Origin of the sequence: Occallatibacter gabretensis (assembly GCF_001449115.1) — a bacterium.
GTDB classification, from domain to species: Bacteria; Acidobacteriota; Terriglobia; order Terriglobales; family Acidobacteriaceae; genus Telmatobacter; species Telmatobacter gabretensis.
In genome coordinates this window covers 1-21,256 of the sequence record NZ_LAIJ01000003.1, presented here as the reverse complement: position 1 = coordinate 21,256, position 21,256 = coordinate 1, and the positions used below count along the sequence as shown (strand labels likewise).

12 protein-coding genes and 1 pseudogene are annotated in these 21,256 nt (G+C 57.8%); 6 read left to right on the top strand and 7 right to left on the bottom strand.

The window, feature by feature from the left end; translation table 11 throughout:
* Nucleotides 1-84: 84 nt before the first annotated feature.
* From VO84_RS03745 to VO84_RS23265, 3 genes and pseudogenes are all read right to left on the bottom strand, one after another.
* A complete protein-coding gene (locus tag VO84_RS03745; protein WP_058185960.1) occupies nucleotides 85-354 on the bottom strand; it encodes a hypothetical protein in 270 nt (89 codons plus the stop codon).
* Between the two features lie 239 nt (nucleotides 355-593).
* Nucleotides 594-818 carry a Ku family protein gene (locus VO84_RS03740; RefSeq protein ID WP_058185959.1) on the bottom strand — a complete coding sequence of 75 codons (225 nt, stop codon included), beginning with the start codon at nucleotides 816-818 and terminating at the stop codon, nucleotides 594-596.
* Nucleotides 819-838: 20 nt separating this feature from the next.
* Nucleotides 839-1,273 (bottom strand): annotated as a pseudogene (locus VO84_RS23265) (Ku protein).
* A gap of 452 nt (nucleotides 1,274-1,725) precedes the next feature.
* On the opposite strand from VO84_RS23265, the gene VO84_RS22730 reads away from it, so the two are divergent.
* Nucleotides 1,726-1,962, top strand: a complete 237-nt coding sequence (locus VO84_RS22730) for a hypothetical protein (protein WP_058185958.1) — start codon at nucleotides 1,726-1,728, stop codon at nucleotides 1,960-1,962.
* Between the two features lie 170 nt (nucleotides 1,963-2,132).
* Here the strand turns inward: VO84_RS22730 and VO84_RS03730 are convergent, their stop codons facing one another.
* Both VO84_RS03730 and VO84_RS03725 read right to left on the bottom strand, forming a co-directional pair.
* A complete protein-coding gene (locus VO84_RS03730) occupies nucleotides 2,133-6,119 on the bottom strand; it encodes an Ig-like domain repeat protein (protein ID WP_058185957.1) in 3,987 nt (1,328 codons plus the stop codon).
* Between the two features lie 72 nt (nucleotides 6,120-6,191).
* A complete protein-coding gene (locus tag VO84_RS03725; protein ID WP_082661677.1) occupies nucleotides 6,192-9,029 on the bottom strand; it encodes a beta strand repeat-containing protein in 2,838 nt (945 codons plus the stop codon).
* A gap of 151 nt (nucleotides 9,030-9,180) precedes the next feature.
* On the opposite strand from VO84_RS03725, the gene VO84_RS03720 reads away from it, so the two are divergent.
* Nucleotides 9,181-11,694 carry a winged helix-turn-helix domain-containing protein gene (locus VO84_RS03720; RefSeq protein ID WP_058185955.1) on the top strand — a complete coding sequence of 838 codons (2,514 nt, stop codon included), beginning with the start codon at nucleotides 9,181-9,183 and terminating at the stop codon, nucleotides 11,692-11,694.
* Nucleotides 11,695-12,349: 655 nt separating this feature from the next.
* On the opposite strand, the gene VO84_RS03715 is transcribed toward VO84_RS03720, so the two are convergent.
* Entirely contained in the window at nucleotides 12,350-12,592 is a 243-nt protein-coding gene (locus tag VO84_RS03715) for a helix-turn-helix transcriptional regulator (protein WP_456243278.1), read from the bottom strand.
* Between the two features lie 197 nt (nucleotides 12,593-12,789).
* Between VO84_RS03715 and VO84_RS03710 the strand changes: the two genes are divergently transcribed.
* Both VO84_RS03710 and VO84_RS03705 read left to right on the top strand, forming a co-directional pair.
* Nucleotides 12,790-14,355 (top strand): tannase/feruloyl esterase family alpha/beta hydrolase, encoded by a 1,566-nt coding sequence (locus VO84_RS03710; RefSeq protein ID WP_058185954.1) that lies wholly within the window; start codon nucleotides 12,790-12,792, stop codon nucleotides 14,353-14,355.
* A 14-nt stretch (nucleotides 14,356-14,369) separates the two neighbouring features.
* Nucleotides 14,370-15,191, top strand: coding sequence for a 3-hydroxybutyrate dehydrogenase (locus VO84_RS03705; protein ID WP_269431401.1), 822 nt, complete (start codon nucleotides 14,370-14,372; stop codon nucleotides 15,189-15,191).
* Between the two features lie 230 nt (nucleotides 15,192-15,421).
* Here VO84_RS03705 and VO84_RS03700 read toward each other — a convergent pair whose 3' ends face one another.
* Nucleotides 15,422-16,354, bottom strand: coding sequence for an alpha/beta hydrolase (locus tag VO84_RS03700; RefSeq protein ID WP_058185952.1), 933 nt, complete (start codon nucleotides 16,352-16,354; stop codon nucleotides 15,422-15,424).
* Nucleotides 16,355-16,962: 608 nt separating this feature from the next.
* Here VO84_RS03700 and VO84_RS03695 point away from each other — a divergent pair.
* Both VO84_RS03695 and VO84_RS03690 read left to right on the top strand, forming a co-directional pair.
* Entirely contained in the window at nucleotides 16,963-17,835 is an 873-nt protein-coding gene (locus VO84_RS03695; RefSeq protein WP_058185951.1) for an ABC transporter ATP-binding protein, read from the top strand.
* A gap of 8 nt (nucleotides 17,836-17,843) precedes the next feature.
* Nucleotides 17,844-21,256, top strand: a 3,413-nt coding sequence (locus VO84_RS03690; RefSeq protein ID WP_058185950.1) for an ABC transporter permease/M1 family aminopeptidase, incomplete at its 3' end; no start/stop codon positions are given.

Genomic DNA, 21,256 nt, shown 5'->3' with positions numbered 1-21,256 from the left:
CGGCGCGGGGCACCTGCGTTGGTTTGAGAACCGTAAGCGGCATCAGGTCATGTTTCCCGCACGACCTTGTGAGGATCTTTATCGTCACCAAAGCGACGAATTTTGCAAGGCCGAGGTCACACGTTCGCGAGCCGATTTGACGGCTGCAACGGCGGTTTTGCCCGCAGCCAGCGTATGCGAAAGAACCGTTTTTCTGCAGTTTCCCAAGTGCTCCACTGTCTCTATCTCAGTTCCACCGCCGAATAGGGTGCATCGCTCTTCCATGTTGTCGAGCGCAGAGTCCAATTCCGAAAGGACCAGATCTGATTCATCCGCTGGAACGATGAGTTCGAGATTGATTTTCTTGTAGAGCATCCAAATACCTCTACTCGAATTCTATGCCCCCCAGGATAAAGCCCACCTAGCTATACCGATCTTTGCTTTGCGCCGCTTTTCGTCGGCGCCCTGACCAAGCCGATGTCTGATCTCGGGGATTTCTCTACGCAATCTTCTTTCGAGTTGCCTTCTTCTTGCTCACCTTTCTAGGCTTTTTATCCTGCGCCAGACCGCTCCGCAAAGCGTCCATTATATTTACCACTTTGGTTTTAGCTTGTTCAGGCTCGTCTTCCGCCAAAGGGTTTCCGCTTCGCGCTGATCAGTTTCTTGACGGCTGCTTCATAATCGTTCTTGTAGGTGGACAGATCGAACTTCGAGGTGCTCCCATTTATGAGCTGCTTGGCCAATGAAAGCTCGCCCGCGTCCACAGCGGCTTCTTTTGTATCCGAAACTACGGATTTTGGATTACGCAGTTCATCCTCATAACGAAGCGTATAGAGCATTAGGCCCTTCTGTTTTGGATCTAACGGGCTGCAATGGCAACCAAGTGTTCGCGACCGCTAAAGGCGATCTCGCCGATCCCCATTTTATTCGTCTGCGCGAGCGCTTTGCACATGATGCTGAGCGCCTTTGACTGGGCATTATCTTTAGGCGCTACAAAATAGGGTCGCTCAAAGAGTGCTTGCGACAGTTCTTCAGCCTTGATGAATTGCTTGATCTACATTGTGGTCGCGGTTGGAAGACGAAGCGTCTTTAGCTCCTCCGGATATATCTCGATGTATCTGTTTTTGGCGTACTCAAAGCCTTTGACAATGTCCGCTTTTCCAACGTCTCCTGCCTCGTCGACATTCTGATGCTGTACCCGTTTGTGCGTCTTGCGATCGATCTGATGAAATTCAATCTGGCGGCCAGGGTTAGTAGCGGGGAAGATCTTGACCGCGATCGAAACAAGAGAAATTTGAATAGATCCAGACTAGGTTGGCCGTGTGTGCATTATCTCTCCTTACTGAACTCAATGAATTACGATGCATTTTTCGGGGTACAAGATTAAAGCCTTTTCGATATACGAACCCGCATGAACGGTGACATCGGCAGTGGACTTAGCGGGAACGGCTGCACTTCTTCGGCCAGACTGGAGAAGGATCATGCCCTTGGTCGCGCCGAGTTAACCTTGAGAGTTTGACAATCCCATTTGCTCAGAAAAGAAGAGACGAGGTGGGAGTGGTCAGCCGCAAGTGCCGGGCTTAAACGTTTCTTTGTAACATTCGCGCTAATGAAGTCGTATAGTGCGCATATGCGGTTAGGAATTGGTCCTTTGCTTCTCCTGGTTGTGGCAGCCGCTTGTCTCCTGGGTGGCCCATGCCGCGCCTCCGATCTGGCCCTGGTCGGCGCAAAATCTATCCTTCCCCGATGGACCCGCCAATCGAAAATAGCTCGATTCTGGTGCATCAAGACAAAATCCTTGCCATCGGACCAGCTCGCGAGATTAAAATCCCACGCGGCGCGACCAGAATTGACTGTAAAGGCTTGATCGTAACTGCAGGTTTCTGGAACAGTCATCTTCATATCTTTACGTCTGGTCTGCTTAGGGTGCGCGATTCAGCCGCGGCAGAACTCGATGAGCAACTCGATGCTATTTTCAATTAAGCGCCGGTTCGCTGTATGAGTTGCCTCCTCACCATTGCAGTCCCGAGCGAACATGAGATCGCGGTTCTGACATGCCCCATCAACGATCCCCTATCGAGCCCCGATAAATCCTGATCTTCACAGCACCCTATGTGCCAATTGTGTGCCTGATTGCGGGTTGTTTGATTTTGTTATTGGACAACCACTTTGATGAGCAGGGTCTTGGTGACTCCTGAAGAGGTCGCGGTGACGGTTGCGGTATAGGTTCCGGCGTTGGATGAAGTCGAGTTCACAGGAGGCTGGGTTACAGTTTTGTAGGTGGTGGTACCACTGCAGCCGGCGATGGGCAGCAGAGTGAAACAGACCGCTGCGAGCAACATCAACAGCTTGTTGCGGTAGCGGCGTGAAGGCACCAGGAAGAGGCAGAAGGCAGCCATTACGCCGGAGCCTCCAAGCAGCCAGGGTGAAACCGCACGGTGTGGAGTGAGAGCCGCAGTAGTTCCGGCCTTCGAGGTAATAGTGAGGGTAGTGCTGACCACTGCGTTGGGGCTGTTGACTGGCAGGGCGAGCGACGAGGAGGCCAGTGAGCATCCGAGTACCGGCGAGGATACGGAACAGTTGAGCGAGACGTTGCCGGTCAGCATCTGTCCGTAGGGAGCGCCGACGGTGATCAGTGAGGTGGATGAGTTGCCGGCCGTCATGGAAACAGCAGCCTGTGAGGTGTTGAGCGAGAATTCGCCGATATTGACATTAACCATCTGCACGTTGGAGACGCTGGGAGCGTTATTGCTGTCGCCGCCGTAGGTGGCCATGAACTGCGCGTTGCCATTGCTGAGCAGAAGGCTTTGCGGAATGGGAATGACGACGGTTCCTGTTGCGTCAAGCGATTCGAGAATGGCGACAAAGTTGCCATCTTCGGTCAGGGTGATGAAGCCCGAGGGAATATGGGATCCGCTGGCGACCTTGACGGTCGCGGAGAGGGTTCCGTTGGGTCCGATGGAAGGCGCGCTCATGATGAGGTTCGACACCGTGGGCGAGAGCGAGGTGTTGAAGATGGTAAAGGGCAGCGGATTGTAGGCCTGAGCCACGGGGTTCAGGTTGCTGTCGCCAGAGTAGGAGGCGTTCAGCGTGTAAGAGCCGGGCGTGCTGGTGTTGAAGGTGACGGTGCCGTATCCGATTGAAGAGAGGCCGCCGAAGCTGGCCTGCTGCAGATTACTGATGGTCTGCGTCTGCGAGCCCAGCGTGACGGTGATAGATCCTGCGAGCGGAAGCTGGCCGGCAGAGGTTGTGACTTCGACCGGCACGGTCAGCGGACTGCCTACCGGCACGCCGGAGGGCAGAGCGTAGGAGATGAGGACCTGCGGCACGCCCTTGGTAATGGTGATGTTGAGCGGCGCGGAGGTTGCTGCGTTGAAGCTGCCGTCTCCGCTATAGCTGAAGGTGAGCGAGTGATTGCCGGCGCCAAAGGAGCCCGTTTGCAGCTCAACGAAGCCATAGGAGGACAGGTTCATTGTGGTGAACAGCTGACCATTGTCGTTGATGGTGATGGTGCCGGTGGGAATGCCATCGGGATTGGCAGCGGAAGACGAAGATCCGAAGACCCTGGCGTCGATGAAGAAGAAGCTGCCGTAAAGGGTAGTCATGTTGTTGGTGATGCCGGCTACTGGAGCTGTATCGCCGGTGCTGGTGACGCCGTAGTAGGTGCCGGTGAGCTGGATGGTGGAACTCTCGGAGGTCACGGTCATGGTGACGGGGTCAGAGATGCTTGCAGCATAGGTGCCATCTCCGCTGTATTGCGCGTAGAGCTGGTAGGTTCCGGCAGGCAGGGAGGTGAAGACGGCCTCCGCGGTTCCGCCGGTGAGGGTCATGGTGCCATAGCTTGTCTGTGAAGAGGCTGTGCTTGTGGCGATGAGAGAGACCATGCCGGTAGGCGTTCCGCTGCTGGAAGAAACGACCGAGGTAAGCGTGATGGGCGTGCCGTGAGCAAAGCTGGTGGACGAAGCCGAGAGCGTAGTAACAGTGGGAGTGAAGCTGACCTTGCTCCAGTTGGAGAGCAGGGCGTTGGCATCGATGGAGCCGAGACCGCTGGCGAGATCGTAGCCCGTGCCGGCGGAGTAGTCGGAGTAGGAGTAGAAGCCGTTAGCGTCAAGAGCGCAGTTGGGAGTGCCTTCTGTGCAATTGACGTTGTTACTGCCAACCGTGACGTCATGGAAGACAGCGGGAACTGAGGTGGCCAGCGGGTAGAGGATGTAATTGATGTTGCCCTGGCGGCCCCTGAGGGACTGATCGAAGAGTGCGACGATGCCGGCCATGAGAGGCGCGGAGGCCGAGGTGCCGCCTACGCCGGTGATCTGCTCGGTTCCGGTGGAGGAGTCTACGTTGGAAGCTTCGCAATCGCCGATCTGGGCGCAGATGGGATAGTAGCTGTAGTTGTAGCCGTTGGCGGCAAAGAGGCTGACGTCAGGAATGTCGCGGACGCCGTCTGCGGGAACTCCGGGAGCGGATTGCCAGGCGGGCTTCGGCGTTCCGGCAGTGCAGGCGCTATAGCTGACCAGCGGCGAGTTGGCAGCAGGCGGCGCAGACACGCCGGTGACACAACTGCTGGGACCGCCGCTGCCTGCGGAGGTGGTGCCGGCCGTGGGTGGGCTGGCGGCGTTCAGACCGAAGGCGTTGTTCCAGGGCTGTTCGGGAACGTAGCTGAGCAGACTAACTGTGGGATTCGCCGAGGCAGTGGTGTTCCAGTAGGTGCTGATAAGGTCGTTGATGTTGCTGGAGCCATAAGGCGCGTAATAGAAGTCGGTACCGCCAACGGAGACGTTGTAAGGAGTCGAGGTAATGCCGCTGACGGCCAGGCCGTGGGTGGCGGAGGCGGATCCGTTGTCGCAACCGGCTCCACCGCTGTCACCGGAGGAGACGATGACAGTCTGCCCCTGTGCTGCTGCCTGGGCCCAAATCTGGTTGAAGAGCAGATTGCCGGCCAGTCCCAACGTAGGCTCGCAGATGCCATAGCTCATGCTGATGACGTCTGTGGTATTGTCGTCTACCGCGCGGATGGCGGCGTTGAAGATGCCCTCGGAAATCTCAGTGTCATAACCGGTGTAGACGTAAAGCTGGGCATTCGGCGCGGTAGATCCGGCTACATCGACATCGAGGTTCACCTCGATGCCCGCACCGTCGCCATTAATGCCAGGATCAAAGCCATCGACAACTTCGACGGGAAGATTGGTGGTAGGCAGGCCGAAAAGCTGGCGATAGTTGGTCACCATGGTCTCGTCGACGCCGGCGGCGCTGACAATGCCGATGGTTGCTCCGTCGCCCTTGGTGCCGGCGGCATAGATGGGATTGATGTCGTACTGGACTGCGAGATCGCCGGGAGCGGTGACGAGATAGACGCCGCCGCCGTCCGCCGGGTAGGTCCAGTTGGGGGTGTTGGTGCTGTTGGTGGGTGTTGCGACGTGCGTCTTGGGATTGAAGCTGGCCTGGCCTACGACGTGCGCGAATGACTTGGCTGGAATGTTATTGAGAGCAGCGACACCTGCAACGAGCGGGGCAAGCGCAGTGGGAATCTGCACATCGCCTGTGTTCGCGTGGAAGGTAGTGCCGTCAGGAGCGGTGAAGCTGTGAATCGATGTGCCAAAGGCAGCTCGCACCTGTCCCATTGAGCCGGAGAACTCGACGGCGGAGTGGCCTTTGGAGAGTTTATTGACTGTGAATCCCTGGCTGGCGAGCCAGTTGGTGGCAGCCGTGATGTCCGACTGGGCCGGCCCGAACTGGGCACCGAAGGCCTCCGGCGTGAGCCAGTGATGGTAGCTGGCCGAGCGTGGGTTCTGAAGCTCGGACAGTGTCTGGTCCAGCTTGAGTTGTTGGGCGCTGGAGCGCTTGAGCACGAGCATCATCTGGTTGGCCTGAGTCGAGTCGTCAAGCGTGCCATCGTCATGCGAGAGAGCGACGAGTGGCGGTGTAGAACCCTTCAGGCTCGTGCGTTTGGTGTTGTCGACGGCGCTGGTGATGACGGCCGGCACCGCAGTCTGGGCATGGGAAATGGCCGGCATCGCAAGAAGAGCGAAGAGCGGCGCAGCTGCCATCACGGAGATCAGGCCGCGGACAGAGTTAAGGATTGAGCCGCTCAGCAGGCGTCGCAGGCCCGGGCTGGGAAGGTGCAGCAGGGTACGCGTCATACACATCATGGACTGTCCTCTCAACGTTGTTCTCTGAGTCTTGGTATCGGTCGTGTGCATAGTGTCAGGGCCTTAGTTGTGGACGGTCAGGATGAATTGCGCGCTGGCGGTCTGGGTCCCGGCAGTGGCTGTGACGGTGATAGCTGTAGTCCCAGTGCCTGCCTGGTTGGTGGTTTTAGTGGAGTTGCCGCAGCCCTGGGCGGCGAAGGCCGCAGCGGCAACGGCGAGGATCATCAGCAGACGGGCGAAGAGATTGCGTCTGCGAAGTCCCAGCAAACCGAGCAGCGCCAGGGCAGGAAGCGCAGCGAGTGCGCGAGTGCCGGACCGGGCCGGATCGGTGCCGTTGTTCTGCAGACTGCTGGTCGTCGTGTTCGAGGTGTTGATGACGATAGTTGCCGAGGTGTTAATCACGTTCTGGAAAGAGCAGGTGACATCCGTTGGCAGCTGGCCGCAGGCAAGCGTGACCTGCGTGCCGGATGCGAAGTTGTACAGGAGCGCGGTGAGCATGGCGGAACTGCCGGTAGCGACGCTGGCCGAGCCTGGAGAGATGGAGATCGCCGGTTGCGCCGTGACTGAGACCGTGAGGTCCTGTGCCGGATAGCCCAGCGCGAGGAAGTTGGGGTCTCCGCTATAGAAAGCTGCGATGACCACTGTTCCGCTCGAGTTGAAGGCCGGGGTGGTGAGAGTTGCGACACCGTTGGTGAGCGCGACGGGAGAACCAAGAGCGATTCCATTGGCGGTGAACTGCACCGTGCCGGTCATCGCCGGCGATCCCGGGGGCGTGGTGATGCTGAGAGTAGCAACTGTGGTCCCGCCGACGGAGATGGAGTTGGGATTGAGGGTGAGTATTCCGCTGGAAGAGAGCAGAGGATCGATGGTGAGGGTTACGTTCGCGGTGATGCTCTGCGAAGCGGAATCTGTGACGATCACAGCGAAGGTATTGGCTGCGGCTACGGTTGGCGTGCCTGAAACCAGTCCGCTGGCGGATAGGCTGAGGCCGGCCGGCATGGTGGAATTCTTAGCCACGCTGAAGGTGTAAGGCGGTGTTCCACCGGTGGCGTCCAGTTGCTGAGAGTAGGCAGTGCCGATGCGGCCGTCGGGCAGCGCGGTATTGGTAAGCGCAAGTTTCTGGACGACCGTCAGGTCGAAGTTTGCCGTTGTGGTTGCAGCGCCGCTTGCGTTGGAGTCCGTCACCTTGATCGTGAAAGTGCTTATTCCGGTGGCGGCGGGAGTACCGGAGATGACGCCCGTAGTTGCGTTGAGGCTGAGACCGGCAGGCAGTGAGCCCGTGCTGACCGAGAAGGTATAGGGCTGCACGCCTCCGCTGACGGCTATGGTCTGGCTATAGGGCACGTTGACGTATGCAGTGGGCAGTGTGGACGGAGTGATGATGGTGAGAGCCGCTGCGCCGCCGATGACAATGGTCGTCGTGCCCGATTCGCTGCCGCCGCAGGTGAGGCCGTAGGTATAGGTGCCTGGGTAGGTCGGAGTGATGGTGACCGATCCAGTGAGAAGTCCGGTTGTGGAGTTGAAGGTGCTGGTTTGTGGTCCTGACCAGCCCGCGGCAGAGATGGGAGCCGGGGTGATGGTGGCGTTGCAGCGCTGCATGGTGGTGGAGAAAGCGTTGTTCACGCTCCAGCTAAGAGTTACGGGATCACCCAGGTCAAAGCTGGCGGTGGATGCGGTGAGAGTGACAGGCGCGGGCGGAGCCGGTGAGAGAGCAACCTTGTATACGCCGCCATAGTTGTTAGCACCGCCAGCCGAGCCGGTGCCCCAGAAGCTGCCGTCGCTGCCTTCAACAACTCCGCCCTGGGGTGCAGTTGCGTCAGTCGAGGTGAAGCTGTAAAGGGCGGCAAAGACGCCTGCGTTTGTTGCGCGGAAGAAGGTTCCCTTTCTGTTGGCTCCGCCGGTGGTGCTATTGCCGTAAAGCATGCCATCGCCGCCGAGAAAGAGGGCAACGGGGCTGCCGCCGTCGGTGGTTCCGTTCAGGGAATAGAGGGTGGTGAGGACACCTGCGGAAGTGACCTTGAAGATGGTTCCGGCCCCTTGGGCACCGGCTGAGCCAGTAGCTCCGTAGAAGCTTCCGTCGGGGCCTTCGACGAGCGGACCGGCCGGATTAGACCCATCGGCGCTGCCTGTAAAGCTGTAGATGGTGTTGATTGTGCCAGTGGGCGTGAGCTGGTAGATCGCGCCGTGGCCATTTTCACCGCCGCTCGAGGTGACCCCGTAGAGGTTGCCGTCAGAGCCTTCCACGGGGGCCGAGCTGGGACTTGAGCCGTTGTAGGTGTTGAAGGAGACAAGAATGCTCTCCGGCGTGGAAACACCGACGTTGAATATGGTTCCATTGTTCGAACCACCGGAGAGAGTTGTACCGTCAAAGCTCCCATCGCCCAACTGCACCAGGCCGGATGCGGGACCATCGCCGTCGCTGCCGCCAGTGAAGCTATAGACCGTGGTGAGCGTTCCTGCGGGCGTGATGTAGAAGACGGAGCCATCTGTTCCAAAGATCAGGTTGCCAAAAGTGGTCCCGTAGAGGTTGCCATCGGCGCCCTGGTAGAGCGGAGCGAAAGGGGTGGCGCTATCCGTGATGCCGCCGAAGTTGTAAATGGTGGTGAAGGTACCGCTCGGCGTGACCTGGAAGATCGATCCATAGTCAGGATAGAGATTTCCCAGGGTAGTGCCATAGAAGTTACCGTTGCCGGCCTGGATCAGACTGGCTGCCGGAGATTCGCTGTCGGTGGCTCCCGCGAAAGAGTAGACGACACTTTCGGTGGCGCTTTGGGCCTGGGCGCGACAGGCGCCGAACAGGCAAAAGACAACCGCGAGCAAAAGACAACCGAGACGGGGACCGGAGGCTACTGCATCCGGCAAAAGCAACGAGGCGCTTGAGACCAGGCTTGGGTTCGGCATTTGTTAGATATCAAGCCGGAAGGGTGAGCAGAGTGTCAAAATAATTGATTATTAAGCGATCATTAACAGGTAAACCTCTTTCTGCTAAAAACTTGCACGATTGCTGATACGAAACTCTCAGTCCCGAATCTGCACGTTGTTATGATGGCGTATGGGTGCAACCACAGACGGAAGCAGGAATTCCTGGTCGGGCCTTGCCTCAAATAAGGACAGGGAGAATAGTGCGCGAGCAGGACGGCGCCTTATTTTCGGCGAATTCGAGGCGCGGCCGGACGCCGGACTTCTGCTTAGAAACGGCACCCGTGTTCGCATCCAGGATCTGCCACTTCGCATGTTGCTTGTGCTGCTCGATTCTCCCGGAGAGATCGTTACCCGCGAAGAGCTGCGGAGTCGTCTGTGGGGCGAGCAGACGTTCGTCGAGTTTGATAACAATCTCCGTGTAGCTGTAGCCAAGCTGCGGGAAGCGCTCCGGGACAACGCTTCGCAGCCCCTATATCTGGAGACAATCGCACGCAGAGGGTACCGTTTCCTCGCATCGGTGGAGTGCATAACCACGGGCGAGCTGCCTTCTACAGCATCGGAGGCCATTACTGTAATTCCGTTCGTCTCGCTTCCCGAGGCACAGCCGATCTCGAATCCGCACGCCCAGTTCAACTCGCTTCCAGACGCGGAACCGGAATATGAGGAGCTTGCCCTGCTTGCGCCGCAGGTCTTGCCTTCCAGACGGGTCAGCCGTATTCGCGCAATTCGATTTCCACTGGCCGTGGGTATTGCGGCAGCCCTGATTGCGGCAGGCGTATTGGGATGGATGGTCTGGCATCGGCGTACAAGTCCGCTGATTGCTGATACCGAGAAGGTGGCCCTGGGACGGGTCTGGAACCAGACCGGGGATGCATCGCTCGATGACTCGTTGACATTGCCCTTTCGAATCAAAATGGAGGAATCGCCGCACCTGCACGTGCTTTCTCCCGAGAAGTTTGAGCGGGCCAGCCAGGCTGCACACTCAGGGGAATCGCAGTCGCCTTCGATTTCGAATGAGCTGGCCGCCTGCGCCGCTTCGGGAGCTACCTTTTTGCTGAACGGGCGGCTGCTATCTGCGGGAAGTGGATATCGTGTCCGGTTTGCGGCAACGCGCTGCTCCGACGGCAGGGAGACGGCCTTTACCACGGCGGATGCCGCCAACCGCGATGCATTGCTTGGCGCGCTGGACGAAGCCGCGAATGCGATACGGCTGCGGGCAGGTGAGACGCCGGCCATGCTGGGCCGGTTCAACGTACCGGTTTCACAGGCCACGACCAGCTCATTGGCCGCGTTACAGGCCTTCCGTATCGGCGAGCAGAAGCACTTTGCCGGCCGCGATCAGAGCTCGCGTGAGGATTACAAACTGGCCATTGACCTCGACCCGAATTTTGCGTTGGCTTATGTGCAACTGGGCCGGAGCTATTCGAACATCGGGGAAAGAGAGCTTTCAAGCCACTATTTCCAGAAGGCCTTCGATCTGCGTGGCCGCACTACGGACCGGGAGAAGCTGTTGATCGCGAGCGCCTATTACGGCCGGGTCACAGGCGAAACCGATCACGCGATAGAGGCCTTTAAACTATGGAGTTCGCTCTACCCGCTGGACGTGGTTCCGCTGAACAATATTGCAACTGAATATTACTCGCTCGGCGACGGAGCCAAGGCTGTCGCTGCCGTGCGCCGCGCCATTGAGCTCGATCCCACGCTGCCTGTGCCATACGCAACCCTGGCGCAGTCATTGCTCGCTATGGGAGACCAACGCAGCCTCGCTCTGCTCTGCAATGACAAGCAGCGAATGCAAACCGATGTGCCGGGCTTTCATTTGACCTGTTACAAGCTGGCGCTGGTTCAGGGAGATCGTGCTCGCCAGCAGGCAGAAGAGCGCTGGGCAGAAGGAACCGCACTCGAAGGGCCATTGCTGAACGAAGAGGCCGAGGCAGAGGCTTACGCCGGGCATCTGCATCATGCCGCAGATCTGTTTCACAAGGCTGCTGATGACAGCAACACCCATGGCGAGCATGAGATGGCGTCCGTCGTAGAGCTGAATGGTGTGGGTGTGCTCTGGCAACTGGGATACACGGCGAATGCCGAGGCGCGCATTGAGGATGCACGTGCCCATGCAGAACCTGGATCCGTGGTGGATGGCGCGCTGGCCGTGACGTGGAGTTTGATTGGAGACATAGCGCGTGCCCGCCAGGTGGCAAAGCAAAGTCAGAGTCTTTGGCCGCTAGACACGCTGCTGAACGAGGCAGAACTGCCCGCGGCCTACGCCCTGATGGCGCTACATGAAGGCCATGCGCGAGCAGCCGTTGACATACTTGAGCCCGCAAGACCGTATGACCTCAATACCTCCATGGAATTGATGCTGATCTATGTGCGCGGCCAGACCTTGCTCGCGGCCGGCGATCCCAAGGGCGCCGTGGCGGAGTTTGAGCGCCTGCTGGCTCACTCCATGCAAAGCCCTCGCTCGGTGTGCATTCCGCTCTCGCGATTGACCCTGGTAAAGCTCTACGCCGCCGAAGGAGAGAAAGACAAGGCTCGTGCGCAGGCCCGGATTCTCGAAGAAATGTGGAGCACGGCCGATCCCGAGTTTGCTCCGCTGCATGAACTGCGCGCAATAGAAAGCGCAGAACTGGCAAGCCTCTAAGAAGCACAAATTGCAGTTTCAACTCTGCCGCCAGGCAGGAGGCGAACTGGAACAAATTCAGTTTCTCCTCGGGCATGAATCGATTCAAACAACCGAACGCTGTTGCTTCCTCTACCTGAATCAAGCCACCGAATGAGTCAGAATTCCGCTGCCAGTCATTGCCGTCTTCGTCTGCCTCATCGACGAATGTGCCTACTTCACCGCTGCCGATGTGACTATGACAATTCGTCTGGGCCGCCGCCCAAGGTGTGCCGCCATAGCACCACTTATCAATCGCGGTTTATTGTGGAAAAGCCTTCTTATTAGGGCAGTCTCGAGCGCGCATGAGATCGCGGTTCTAACACGCCCATCAATGGCACTCTCAAACCCCGATAAAATCTGACCTCCCCGAGTCCTGTGTGCGAATTGTGTGCTCCATTACAAGCTAGAGGCTCTGCCTCGATTGTTTAAGTGAAGGGTGTTTATCGGGACTGATCGTGGTTTGCTTCGGTCGGTTTTAGGCCCGCGATGCTCCGTTCGCGAATGCGAGGCACCTGGGTAAATAGGCTCGCCGCCAAAGTCAGAATCCTCCGCTTCAAAAATCTTCCGCCGTTCCGGCATTACCGTGGCCTTCAAAACCACGTTTGAGGTATTCACCAGGGTTGGCCCCGACAACTCACTTGAACGCCTTACTGAACGCAGCGTCGGACTCGTAGCCGACCGAGCGAGCGACGTCTATGAGCTTCTTGTCACGGTGCTCTAGTAACTGCATCACCTTCTGCATCCGCCACTCGGTTACATATTCCAGCGGCGTTTGTCCGAGTGGCTCTTTGAAACGCGCTGCGAATGCAGACAGCGGCATGCCCGCCGCTTCGGCCAGGGATTCGACCGTCCAGGGAGCGCATAATCGCCGAGGCACTTATTGATGGCAGGTTAATCGCGAAAAATCGCCCTCTTGGAAGTGATCGGCCCGCTTGAGCCAAGCGTTTTTCTCGGAACTTTTACTTACCTTCACCTCGGAAACGCTCCTTGCTTCTTACGTGAAGCGCCCTGACTGCGTCAAAGGTCGTATAAAGGTTGAGAATGATTTTGTGCCAATGCACGAAGAGGAAATCTGTGAAAACGCTTGAGCGCAAGTATCCGATCTTCGGTCTCATTCTTTGTGCGTTTTTGTTTGCTCCTGCAAACGGCGTTGCGGAACGTTGTGCCGATCTCGCCCATCAGAGCCACGGTCCACATACGGTAATCTCGCTTGCCGAGCCCGTCACCGGCGGGACCTTTACACCCATTGGACAGAAGGTCATCGGGCAGCTCCCCGATTTCTGCCGGGTGGTGGCGATCCTCCATCCGAGCAGCGATTCCGATATTCGTGTGGAAGTATGGCTGCCGCGCGAAAACTGGAACGGCCGCATGGAGGGAACTGGAAACGGCGGCTTTGCCGGCAGGATCGCCTATGAATCATTGGCGGGTGGGTTAAAGCAGGGATACGCAGTAGCCAACACAGACATGGGGATGTCAGTGCCCGCCGGATCTGATCAGTCTATCTTCGCCAATCGCCCGGAGAGGTGGAACGACTGGGGGTGGCGCTCCACCCATGAGATGACTCTGCTGGCCAAAAAGCTGGTGCAGAGTTACTATGGCCGCAACGCAAACAAGTCTTACTTCGTCGGCTGTTCAACGGGTGGAGAGCAGGGGCTCGCCGAGGCTCAGAAGTTTCCTGATGACTACGATGGAATCGTCGCCGGCGCCGCTGCCAACAACCGTACGGGCGTGCACCTCAGTATTCTCTGGAACTTTGCCACGCTGCAGAGGACTCCGGAAGCTTATATCCCTCAGGCCAAGCTCAACACGCTCCATAAATCCGTTCTGGCCTCATGCGGTGGGGATAAAGCACTCCACCAGGGGTTTCTCGACGACCCTCAGCAATGCACATTCGATCCGGCATCTCTTCGCTGCACCGGAGCCGAGAACGACAGCTGCCTGACCCAACCCCAGGTGGAAGCAGCAAAACTTCTGTATGCCGGCCCAGTCAATCCGCGCACGCATGAAGTGTTCTATCCAGGCATGCCTGCAGGCAGCGAATATGCCTGGAGCAAGGCCGATCCTCATCCCGCGCCCGAGGGAGAAGCGCCATTTGCGCCCATCTTCAAGTGGGTTCTGGGACCTCAGTGGAACTGGCGCTCCTTTGACTGGGACCGCCAGGCCGCTACGTATGAAGCCGCACTGAAGGATCATGTGAACGCGAACAACCCGGACCTGGATGGGTTGCAGCGGTCAGGACACAAGCTGCTCGTATATCACGGGTGGGCAGACTGGCTGGTCGTTCCGGGAGAGGCCATTCGGTATCACGACGCCGTGACGGAGCACTACAGCATCGTGGATGCGGGCAAGCCGAAGACCGACATTGGAGACTTCTACCGGCTGTTTATGGTTCCCGGCGTCGAGCATTGCGCTGGAGGCGCGGGTCCGGACGACATTGATACTTTATCGGCGGTAGTAGAGTGGGTGGAGCATGGCATCGCACCAGCCAGTATCGTCGCCACAAAACATGGAGCAGACGGCAGCGTTGTCTTGCAGCGGCCCGTTTGTCCCTATCCCCAGGTTGCGAAATATAAAGGCCGCGGAGCGGAGAACGAGGCGTCGAGTTATTCCTGTGTCTCTTCTGCCGTCGCTACAAAATAATCTCTCTCTTTCAGATGTTGCCTAACAAAGAAAAGCCGGCAATCCAGGTATCCGCGATGACAGGACGCACTGCAGTTGTTACAGGATCTACCAGCGGAATAGGGTTGGGGATTGCCCGGGCGCTCGCCGCGGACGGTTGTGCGATCATGCTCAACGGCTTCGGGGAGCCGGATGCCATTGAGCGCGAGAGAGCCGAGCTCGCGCGCACGTTTCATGTGGAGGTTCTTTACAACGGAGCCAACCTGTCGCAGGCGAACGAATGTGAGCGCCTCATAGAAGATGCTCTGGCACGGCTGGGACACATAGACATTCTGGTCAACAACGCAGGCATCCAGCATGTGGCCCCAGTTGAGGATTTCCCCGTAGACCGCTGGGACTCAATCCTTGCTGTAAACCTTACGGCGGCCTTTCACACGATCAGGAAGACATTGCCGAACATGCGGCGTCTCGGCTGGGGCAGAGTGATTAATATTGCTTCTACGCACGGGCTTGTGGCATCCTCAGGAAAGGCAGCGTATGTAGCCGCCAAGCACGGCCTGGTGGGACTTACCAAGGTTGTCGCCCTTGAGACAGCCGGCTCCGGCATCACCTGCAACGCCATCTGTCCAGGCTGGGTTTTGACTCCTCTGGTGGAGCGTCAGATTGAGGTCAAGGCGGCCGCAGAGGCACTCAGCTGCGAAGGTGCCACACAAAAGCTGTTAGCTGAAAAGCAGCCTTCCGGTTCATTTACGACCGTCGAGCAGATCGCTTCATTGGCGCTCTTTCTATGCGCCGAAGGAGCGAACAATATTACCGGGACGTGTATCCCTGTGGATGGAGGTTGGCTAGCTCAGTAGGGGGCCATGCAATCCAGAGCAGCTCGCTGGTTAGACAATGACTCGTATCTGCTAACCACAGGGTGCCCGTTGCCATTGCAAAGCCGGCATACGTGCCGTGAACGACTTCACTGACGAGAGGCGTGTTTATGAGGACTGATCCGCTGATCGCCGTCCAACCTATGTTGAATGAGCGAACTTACTCTGGAACTTCGTCTCCGGGCAAGCGAGCGCACAGAAACGAGCTCGACTTATGGCGTGGAAGCCGTGACGCGTGGCCGAATGCCTTCGCCGATCGGTCCGCTATGATTTAGTCGTGCATTGAGCCATTCGGTCATCTGGCGTTCCCAGTCCGGCACGCCGGGCAGCTTGTTCCATCCGCCGGTGCCATGCTTGCCGCCGGGGATGGCGATGATGTCGCAGCGCACTTTGACCGCATGCAATGCGGCTTGCAGGTTGGTCGCCTCCGACATGGGAATGTATTCATCGTCGGTGCCGAGAATCTCGAGAAATGGCGGATCGTCCTTCGAGACATACGTGATGGGCGAGGCTTCCCGGATTGCTTCCTTCTCACCCTTCAGCGCAATGAAGGGATCGAGGAAGCGATGCACGTCCCCATTGAGCGGAACAAACTCAAAGCTGCTTTGCGCGTAGAGGCTCACGACGGCCTGCGCCTTTGCGCTAACGCGGTCGACCGGATCGGCGGCATGCGGGTCGCCTGACGCGTTGAGAAGTCCGACCATATTGCTCAGGTAGCCGCCAGCCGAGCCGCCCACTAGGGCAATCTTGCCAGGATCGGCGCTCCAGTCGCGGGCGTGATAACGAATGTAACGAACGGCGCGCTCGACGTCATACACCATGTACGGATAGGGGTACTTCGGCGCGACGCGATAATTGACGGAGAAAACCGCGTAGCCCGCTGGAGCGAGAAAATCAGCCACATATGCTTCGCTGCCGCTCTTGCTGTCGCCGCCGTGGTACCCTCCGCCGTGAATGATAATCGCGATTGGATGAACTCCAGTGCCCTTCGGTGCATAGTAGTCCATGGTGAGGGGTTGGCCGTCCGCGGTTCCGTACAGTATGCCGTCCTGCGTCGGTGTGCGCGATTCGGCGGCATACACGGCAACACAGGCAAAGGAAAGCGCAATCAAGGCGAGCGTTTGCTGTAAGCGAACAAGCGTCATCGGGAGTCGAACTCCTCACAGGAATGGGCACTATCGAGCCGAAGTCGTCAGAGCCTCAGACCATATTAGATGAGCCGGAGCGTCTGCACTTTTTCAGCGGGTGTACTTCAGCCGCATCAGGAATCGGAGACTCTCCCTTCACGGATGAAGAAGCCAGTCCGTGGAATTTCCAATCGTGCGGTTCCTTTCGCCGTGCTTGTGTTCCTTCATGCCGGTTTGGCTGGCGGTTGCGTGTGTTTGAACGCAACGTCGCCGAGTCGCTCATCGAGGAAGCGGAGCGGGTTAGTACCGAAATGTCGGCATATAGGAAGTGACCAGCCCGCTCGATGAGTGCCTCGGCGATTTAGAACCATCGAGGTAAGCTGCAACCTATGCTCGAACGGCAAGCCGCTCAATATGTCGAGCGATAGAGGCGACAATCAAGTCCTTGCATTGAACTTGCGATATGCTTATCCACACGGTTACAACGTACAAACCAGACACACCGCCGTAACTCCTGGAAATTTGAGACATCATGCAGCTGACAACCAGCGGAACTTCGCAGCCTGCAATTTGCGTAGAACGTGTACAGGACCTTGCGACTTCTCTCAGTGGAGGATCAACCAGTAATGGAGCTTCGGATTGAAGGGCTCACCAAGAGCTATAAAGGCGGGGTGCGTGCCCTCGATAACGTTAGTCTCACGATTCCGCGCGGATTGTATGGCCTGCTGGGGCCGAATGGAGCGGGCAAGTCGACGCTGATGCGAACCATCGCGACGCTTCAGGAGCCTGACTCGGGCGCAATTCACCTGGACGATCTGGACGTGCTTCGAGCCAAAGAGGAAGTGCGCAAGACACTCGGGTATCTTCCGCAGGATTTTGGCGTGTATCCGCGCGTGAATGCTGAAGAGATGCTGGATCAGATTGCGCTGCTGAAGGGCATGACAAATGGCAAGCAGCGCAAAGAAGCGGTGCATGAGCTTTTGCATCGCGTGAACCTGTGGGATCACCGGCGCAAGCGGCTGACGGGATTTTCCGGCGGCATGCGGCAGCGTTTCGGCATTGCGCAGGCGCTGCTGGGTAGTCCCCGACTACTGATTGTGGATGAGCCAACCGCAGGACTTGACCCGGGTGAGCGCAACCGCTTTTACAATCTGCTGGCTGAGATCGGCGATAACGTGATTGTGATTCTGTCGACGCACATTGTGCAGGACGTAATGGAACTGTGCAGCAACATGGCCATCATTCACCTAGGCAAGGTGCTGTTCGCCGGTGCGCCGGACCGTGCGGTGCAGATGCTTGAAGGCAAGGTGTGGCGGAAGTCGATTGAACGCGACCAGGTACCGGAGTACTCAAGCCGGATGCATGTCATCTCGAACAAGCTCGTTGCGGGCCGGCCGCAGATTCATGTCTTTGCCGAGGCGCAGCCGGAAGAGGGTTTTGCGCCAGTGGCTCCGGATCTCGAGGATGTGTTTTTCGCCAGCCTGGCTGGACTGAATTAGGAGGCCGGATGCTGAATTTTGCCTGGTTTGAGATTCGCTACTGGCTCAAGTCGGTAATGCTGTGGGTGTTTACCGGCATTGTGGCCTTGCTGGTGCTGCTGACTATGAGCACGGACCAGGTGACCGTGGGCGGAGCCATTGGCAATACCTTCCGCAATGCGCCGTATGTGGTGGAACAGTATTACTCCATCTTCTGGTTTATTACGCTGCTGATGGTTACGGCGTTTGTGAACTCCGCGGCAGCGCGCGAGTTTACCTGCAACATGAACCAGATCATCTTCACCAAGCCGATCCGCAAGATGGATTTTCTGGTTGGGCGATTTCTGGGGTCGGTAGTTGTGTCGACGATCCCGATGGTGGGCATTTCCATTGGCGCGCTGTTGGCAAAGCTGATGCCATGGTCGGACGCCGAACGATTCGGCCCCGTGGTGGGATCGGCGCATCTTCTGGGCATTGTGGTTTTCGCTCTGCCGAACACACTTTTTATTGCTGCCATCATCTTTACCATCGCCGTGCTGACGCGAAGCACAGTGGTCTCTTTTCTCGGCGGCATCCTGCTGCTGGTAGCCGATATCGCCTCCAGCGTTCTTACACAGAAGCTCGAAAACGAGAAGCTCGCGGCTATGCTTGACCCCTTCGGCAACGACGCCTTCTCGTACATGACAAAGTACTGGACGGTTGCTGACCGGAATTCGCATGCGCTTGGTTTTGTCGGCTTACTGCTGTGGAACCGGCTGCTGTGGATTGCCGTAGGGCTGCTGGTCTTTGCCTTTGCCTGCTGGCGCTTCAATTTTTCTGAGCGCGCCGCCGGCGGCAGAACCCGCGCAAGCAAAGAGAAGCGCGATGCGGCATCGGAAGCGAGACCGCTTGTCGCGGGCAATATCGTTTTGAGCTATGGCGCCGGCGCTCGCTGGAAGCAACTGCTTGCCGGAATTCGGATTGAGTATCGCAGGCTGCTGAAGACGGTTACGTTCATCGTGGTTACCTGTGCGGCGCTGGTGAACTGCCTCACCGCACTCATCTTCAGTGCACGGCAGGGCTTCGGGCTGACTACCCGGCCGGTGACCTATGCCATGTTGCAGATTATCAGCGGCACGCTGTACGTGTTTCTGATCGCTCTCATCACGTTCTTTGCTGGCGTACTGGTGTGGGATGAACGCGATGCGCGGACCGATGAGGTGAACGATGCGCTGCCTGTGCCGGAGTGGCCGGGATTTGTGGCTAAATTCGTTGCGCTGATGACAGCGGTTGCGTCGATTCAGGTTGTCGTGATGCTGGTGGCCGTCTGCGTACAGGCCGCGAACGGGTACACGCGTTTCCAGATTGGTCTCTATGTGGAGACGCTGCTGGGCCACGCACTGCTGAGCTTCGGATTCCTCGCGGCGTTGGCGTTTCTCATTCACGTGCTCTCGCCGAATAAGTACATCGGATATTTTGCATTCATCGGAGTGGTGGTTGCGAACGCATTTATGTGGCGGCCCTTGCACGTGGGCACGAGCATGGTGCAATTCGGCAGCCTGCCCAGCATGACCTACTCTGATTTCTTCGGCTATGAGCCGTGGATGAAGAGCTGGAACTGGTTTGCGGTCTATTGGACGCTGTTCTGCGTTCTGATTTCGATGTTCAGCATTCTGCTGTGGCAGCGTGGCAAGGATACGCGCTGGAAGGCACGATTCAGCAATGCGCGGCTACGCTTCCGTGGCGCGGTGCGCGTGTGGACGATAGCCTCTGCGACTGGATTTCTGCTGGTGGGCGCGTGGATCTTCTACAACACCGAAGTGCTGAATAAGGTGGAGAGCGCAAACGACCAGCAGCAGAGGCTCGCCGACTACGAGAAGACATATAAGAAGTACGAGCATCTGCCGCAGCCACGCGTAACGGACGTGCACTATGACATTGCGCTCTATCCGGCTACGCGCGAGCTGGTGATGCGCGGCGAGGAGCAGATCAAGAATGAGACTTCCAGTCCCATCGACACGCTGCATTTGACGCTTGATCGCAACTTTACGTCGAGCGTTACGCTGGCTGGGGCGCAACTGGCACAGAACGACCCGCGGGTAGGCTACCAGATTTACAAGCTGACGACTCCGCTGGCGCCGGGCGAGACGCGGACGATGAAGTTCGATGTTGAGTCGCATCCGAAGGGCTTTGAAGACTCGCTGACGATGACGGGCGTGGTTGAGAATGGCAGCTTTCTGAACTCCGGCAGCGTGCCGCAGATCGGCTACCAGGACGGCAATGAGCTGACGGACCCGAACGACAGGAAACGATTCAAGCTCAAAGAGAAGGAAATGATGCCAGCGCTCGAGGCAAACTGCACGAGCGATTGTATGAATAACTACATCACCAACAATGCGGACTGGGTGAATGTGGACACGGTTATCAGTACCAGCGGCGACCAGATCGCGATTGCGCCGGGCTCGCTGATCCGGCAGTGGCAGCAGGGTGGACGCAATTACTACGAGTACAAACTCGACCACTTTGCGCTGAACTTCTATTCGTTTCTCTCGGCGCGCTATCAGGTGGAGCGGGCAAAGTGGAATGGCATGGATGTGGAGGTTTATTACCTCAGGGAGCATCCGTGGAATGTGCCGAAGATGGTGCGGTCCGTTGAGAAGTCATTCGAGTATTACACGACAAACTATGGGCCGTACTTCAACAAGCAGGCGCGGATTATCGAGTTTCCACGCGTGGCGAGCTTTGCGCAGGCCTTTCCGGGCACTATGCCGTATTCGGAGTCGATCGGCTTCATTGCGGATATTGAAAAGCCAGACGATATTGACATGGTCTATTACGTGGTCGCGCACGAAATGGGACACCAATGGTGGGCGCACCAAGTGGTCGGCGCGAATATGCAGGGCGCAACTTCGCTTTCCGAGACGCTGGCGCAATACTCGGCTTTGATGGTGATGGAGCATGAGTACGGACCGGACGCAATGCGCAAGTTCATGCAGTACGAGACGGATAACTATTTGCGTTCGCGTGGAACGGAGCGGTTGAAAGAGCGGCCGTTGATGCGCGTGGAGGCGAGCCAGGGGTATATTCATTACCGCAAGGGCAGCGTGGTGATGTATTACCTGCGGCAGATGATCGGCGAGGAGGCCATCAACCGCGCGTTGCGCAAGGTGCTGGCGCAATACCGGTACGCACAGCCTCCGTATCCGACTTCATGGGCGCTGGTGAGCGCGCTGCGGGAAGAGACTCCACCGCAGTATCAGTACCTGCTGAAAGATTTATTTGAAGACATTACATTGTTTTCCAATCGCACGCTGGAGGCAAAGGCGAAGAAGCGGCCGGATGGAAAGTACGACGTGACGGTGCAGGTGGAGACCCACAAGTACAAGGCCGATGAGAAAGGCGCGGAGACCGAAGTTCCGGTCGATGACTGGATTGAGGTTGGCGCGCTGGCCGCTCCTGAAAA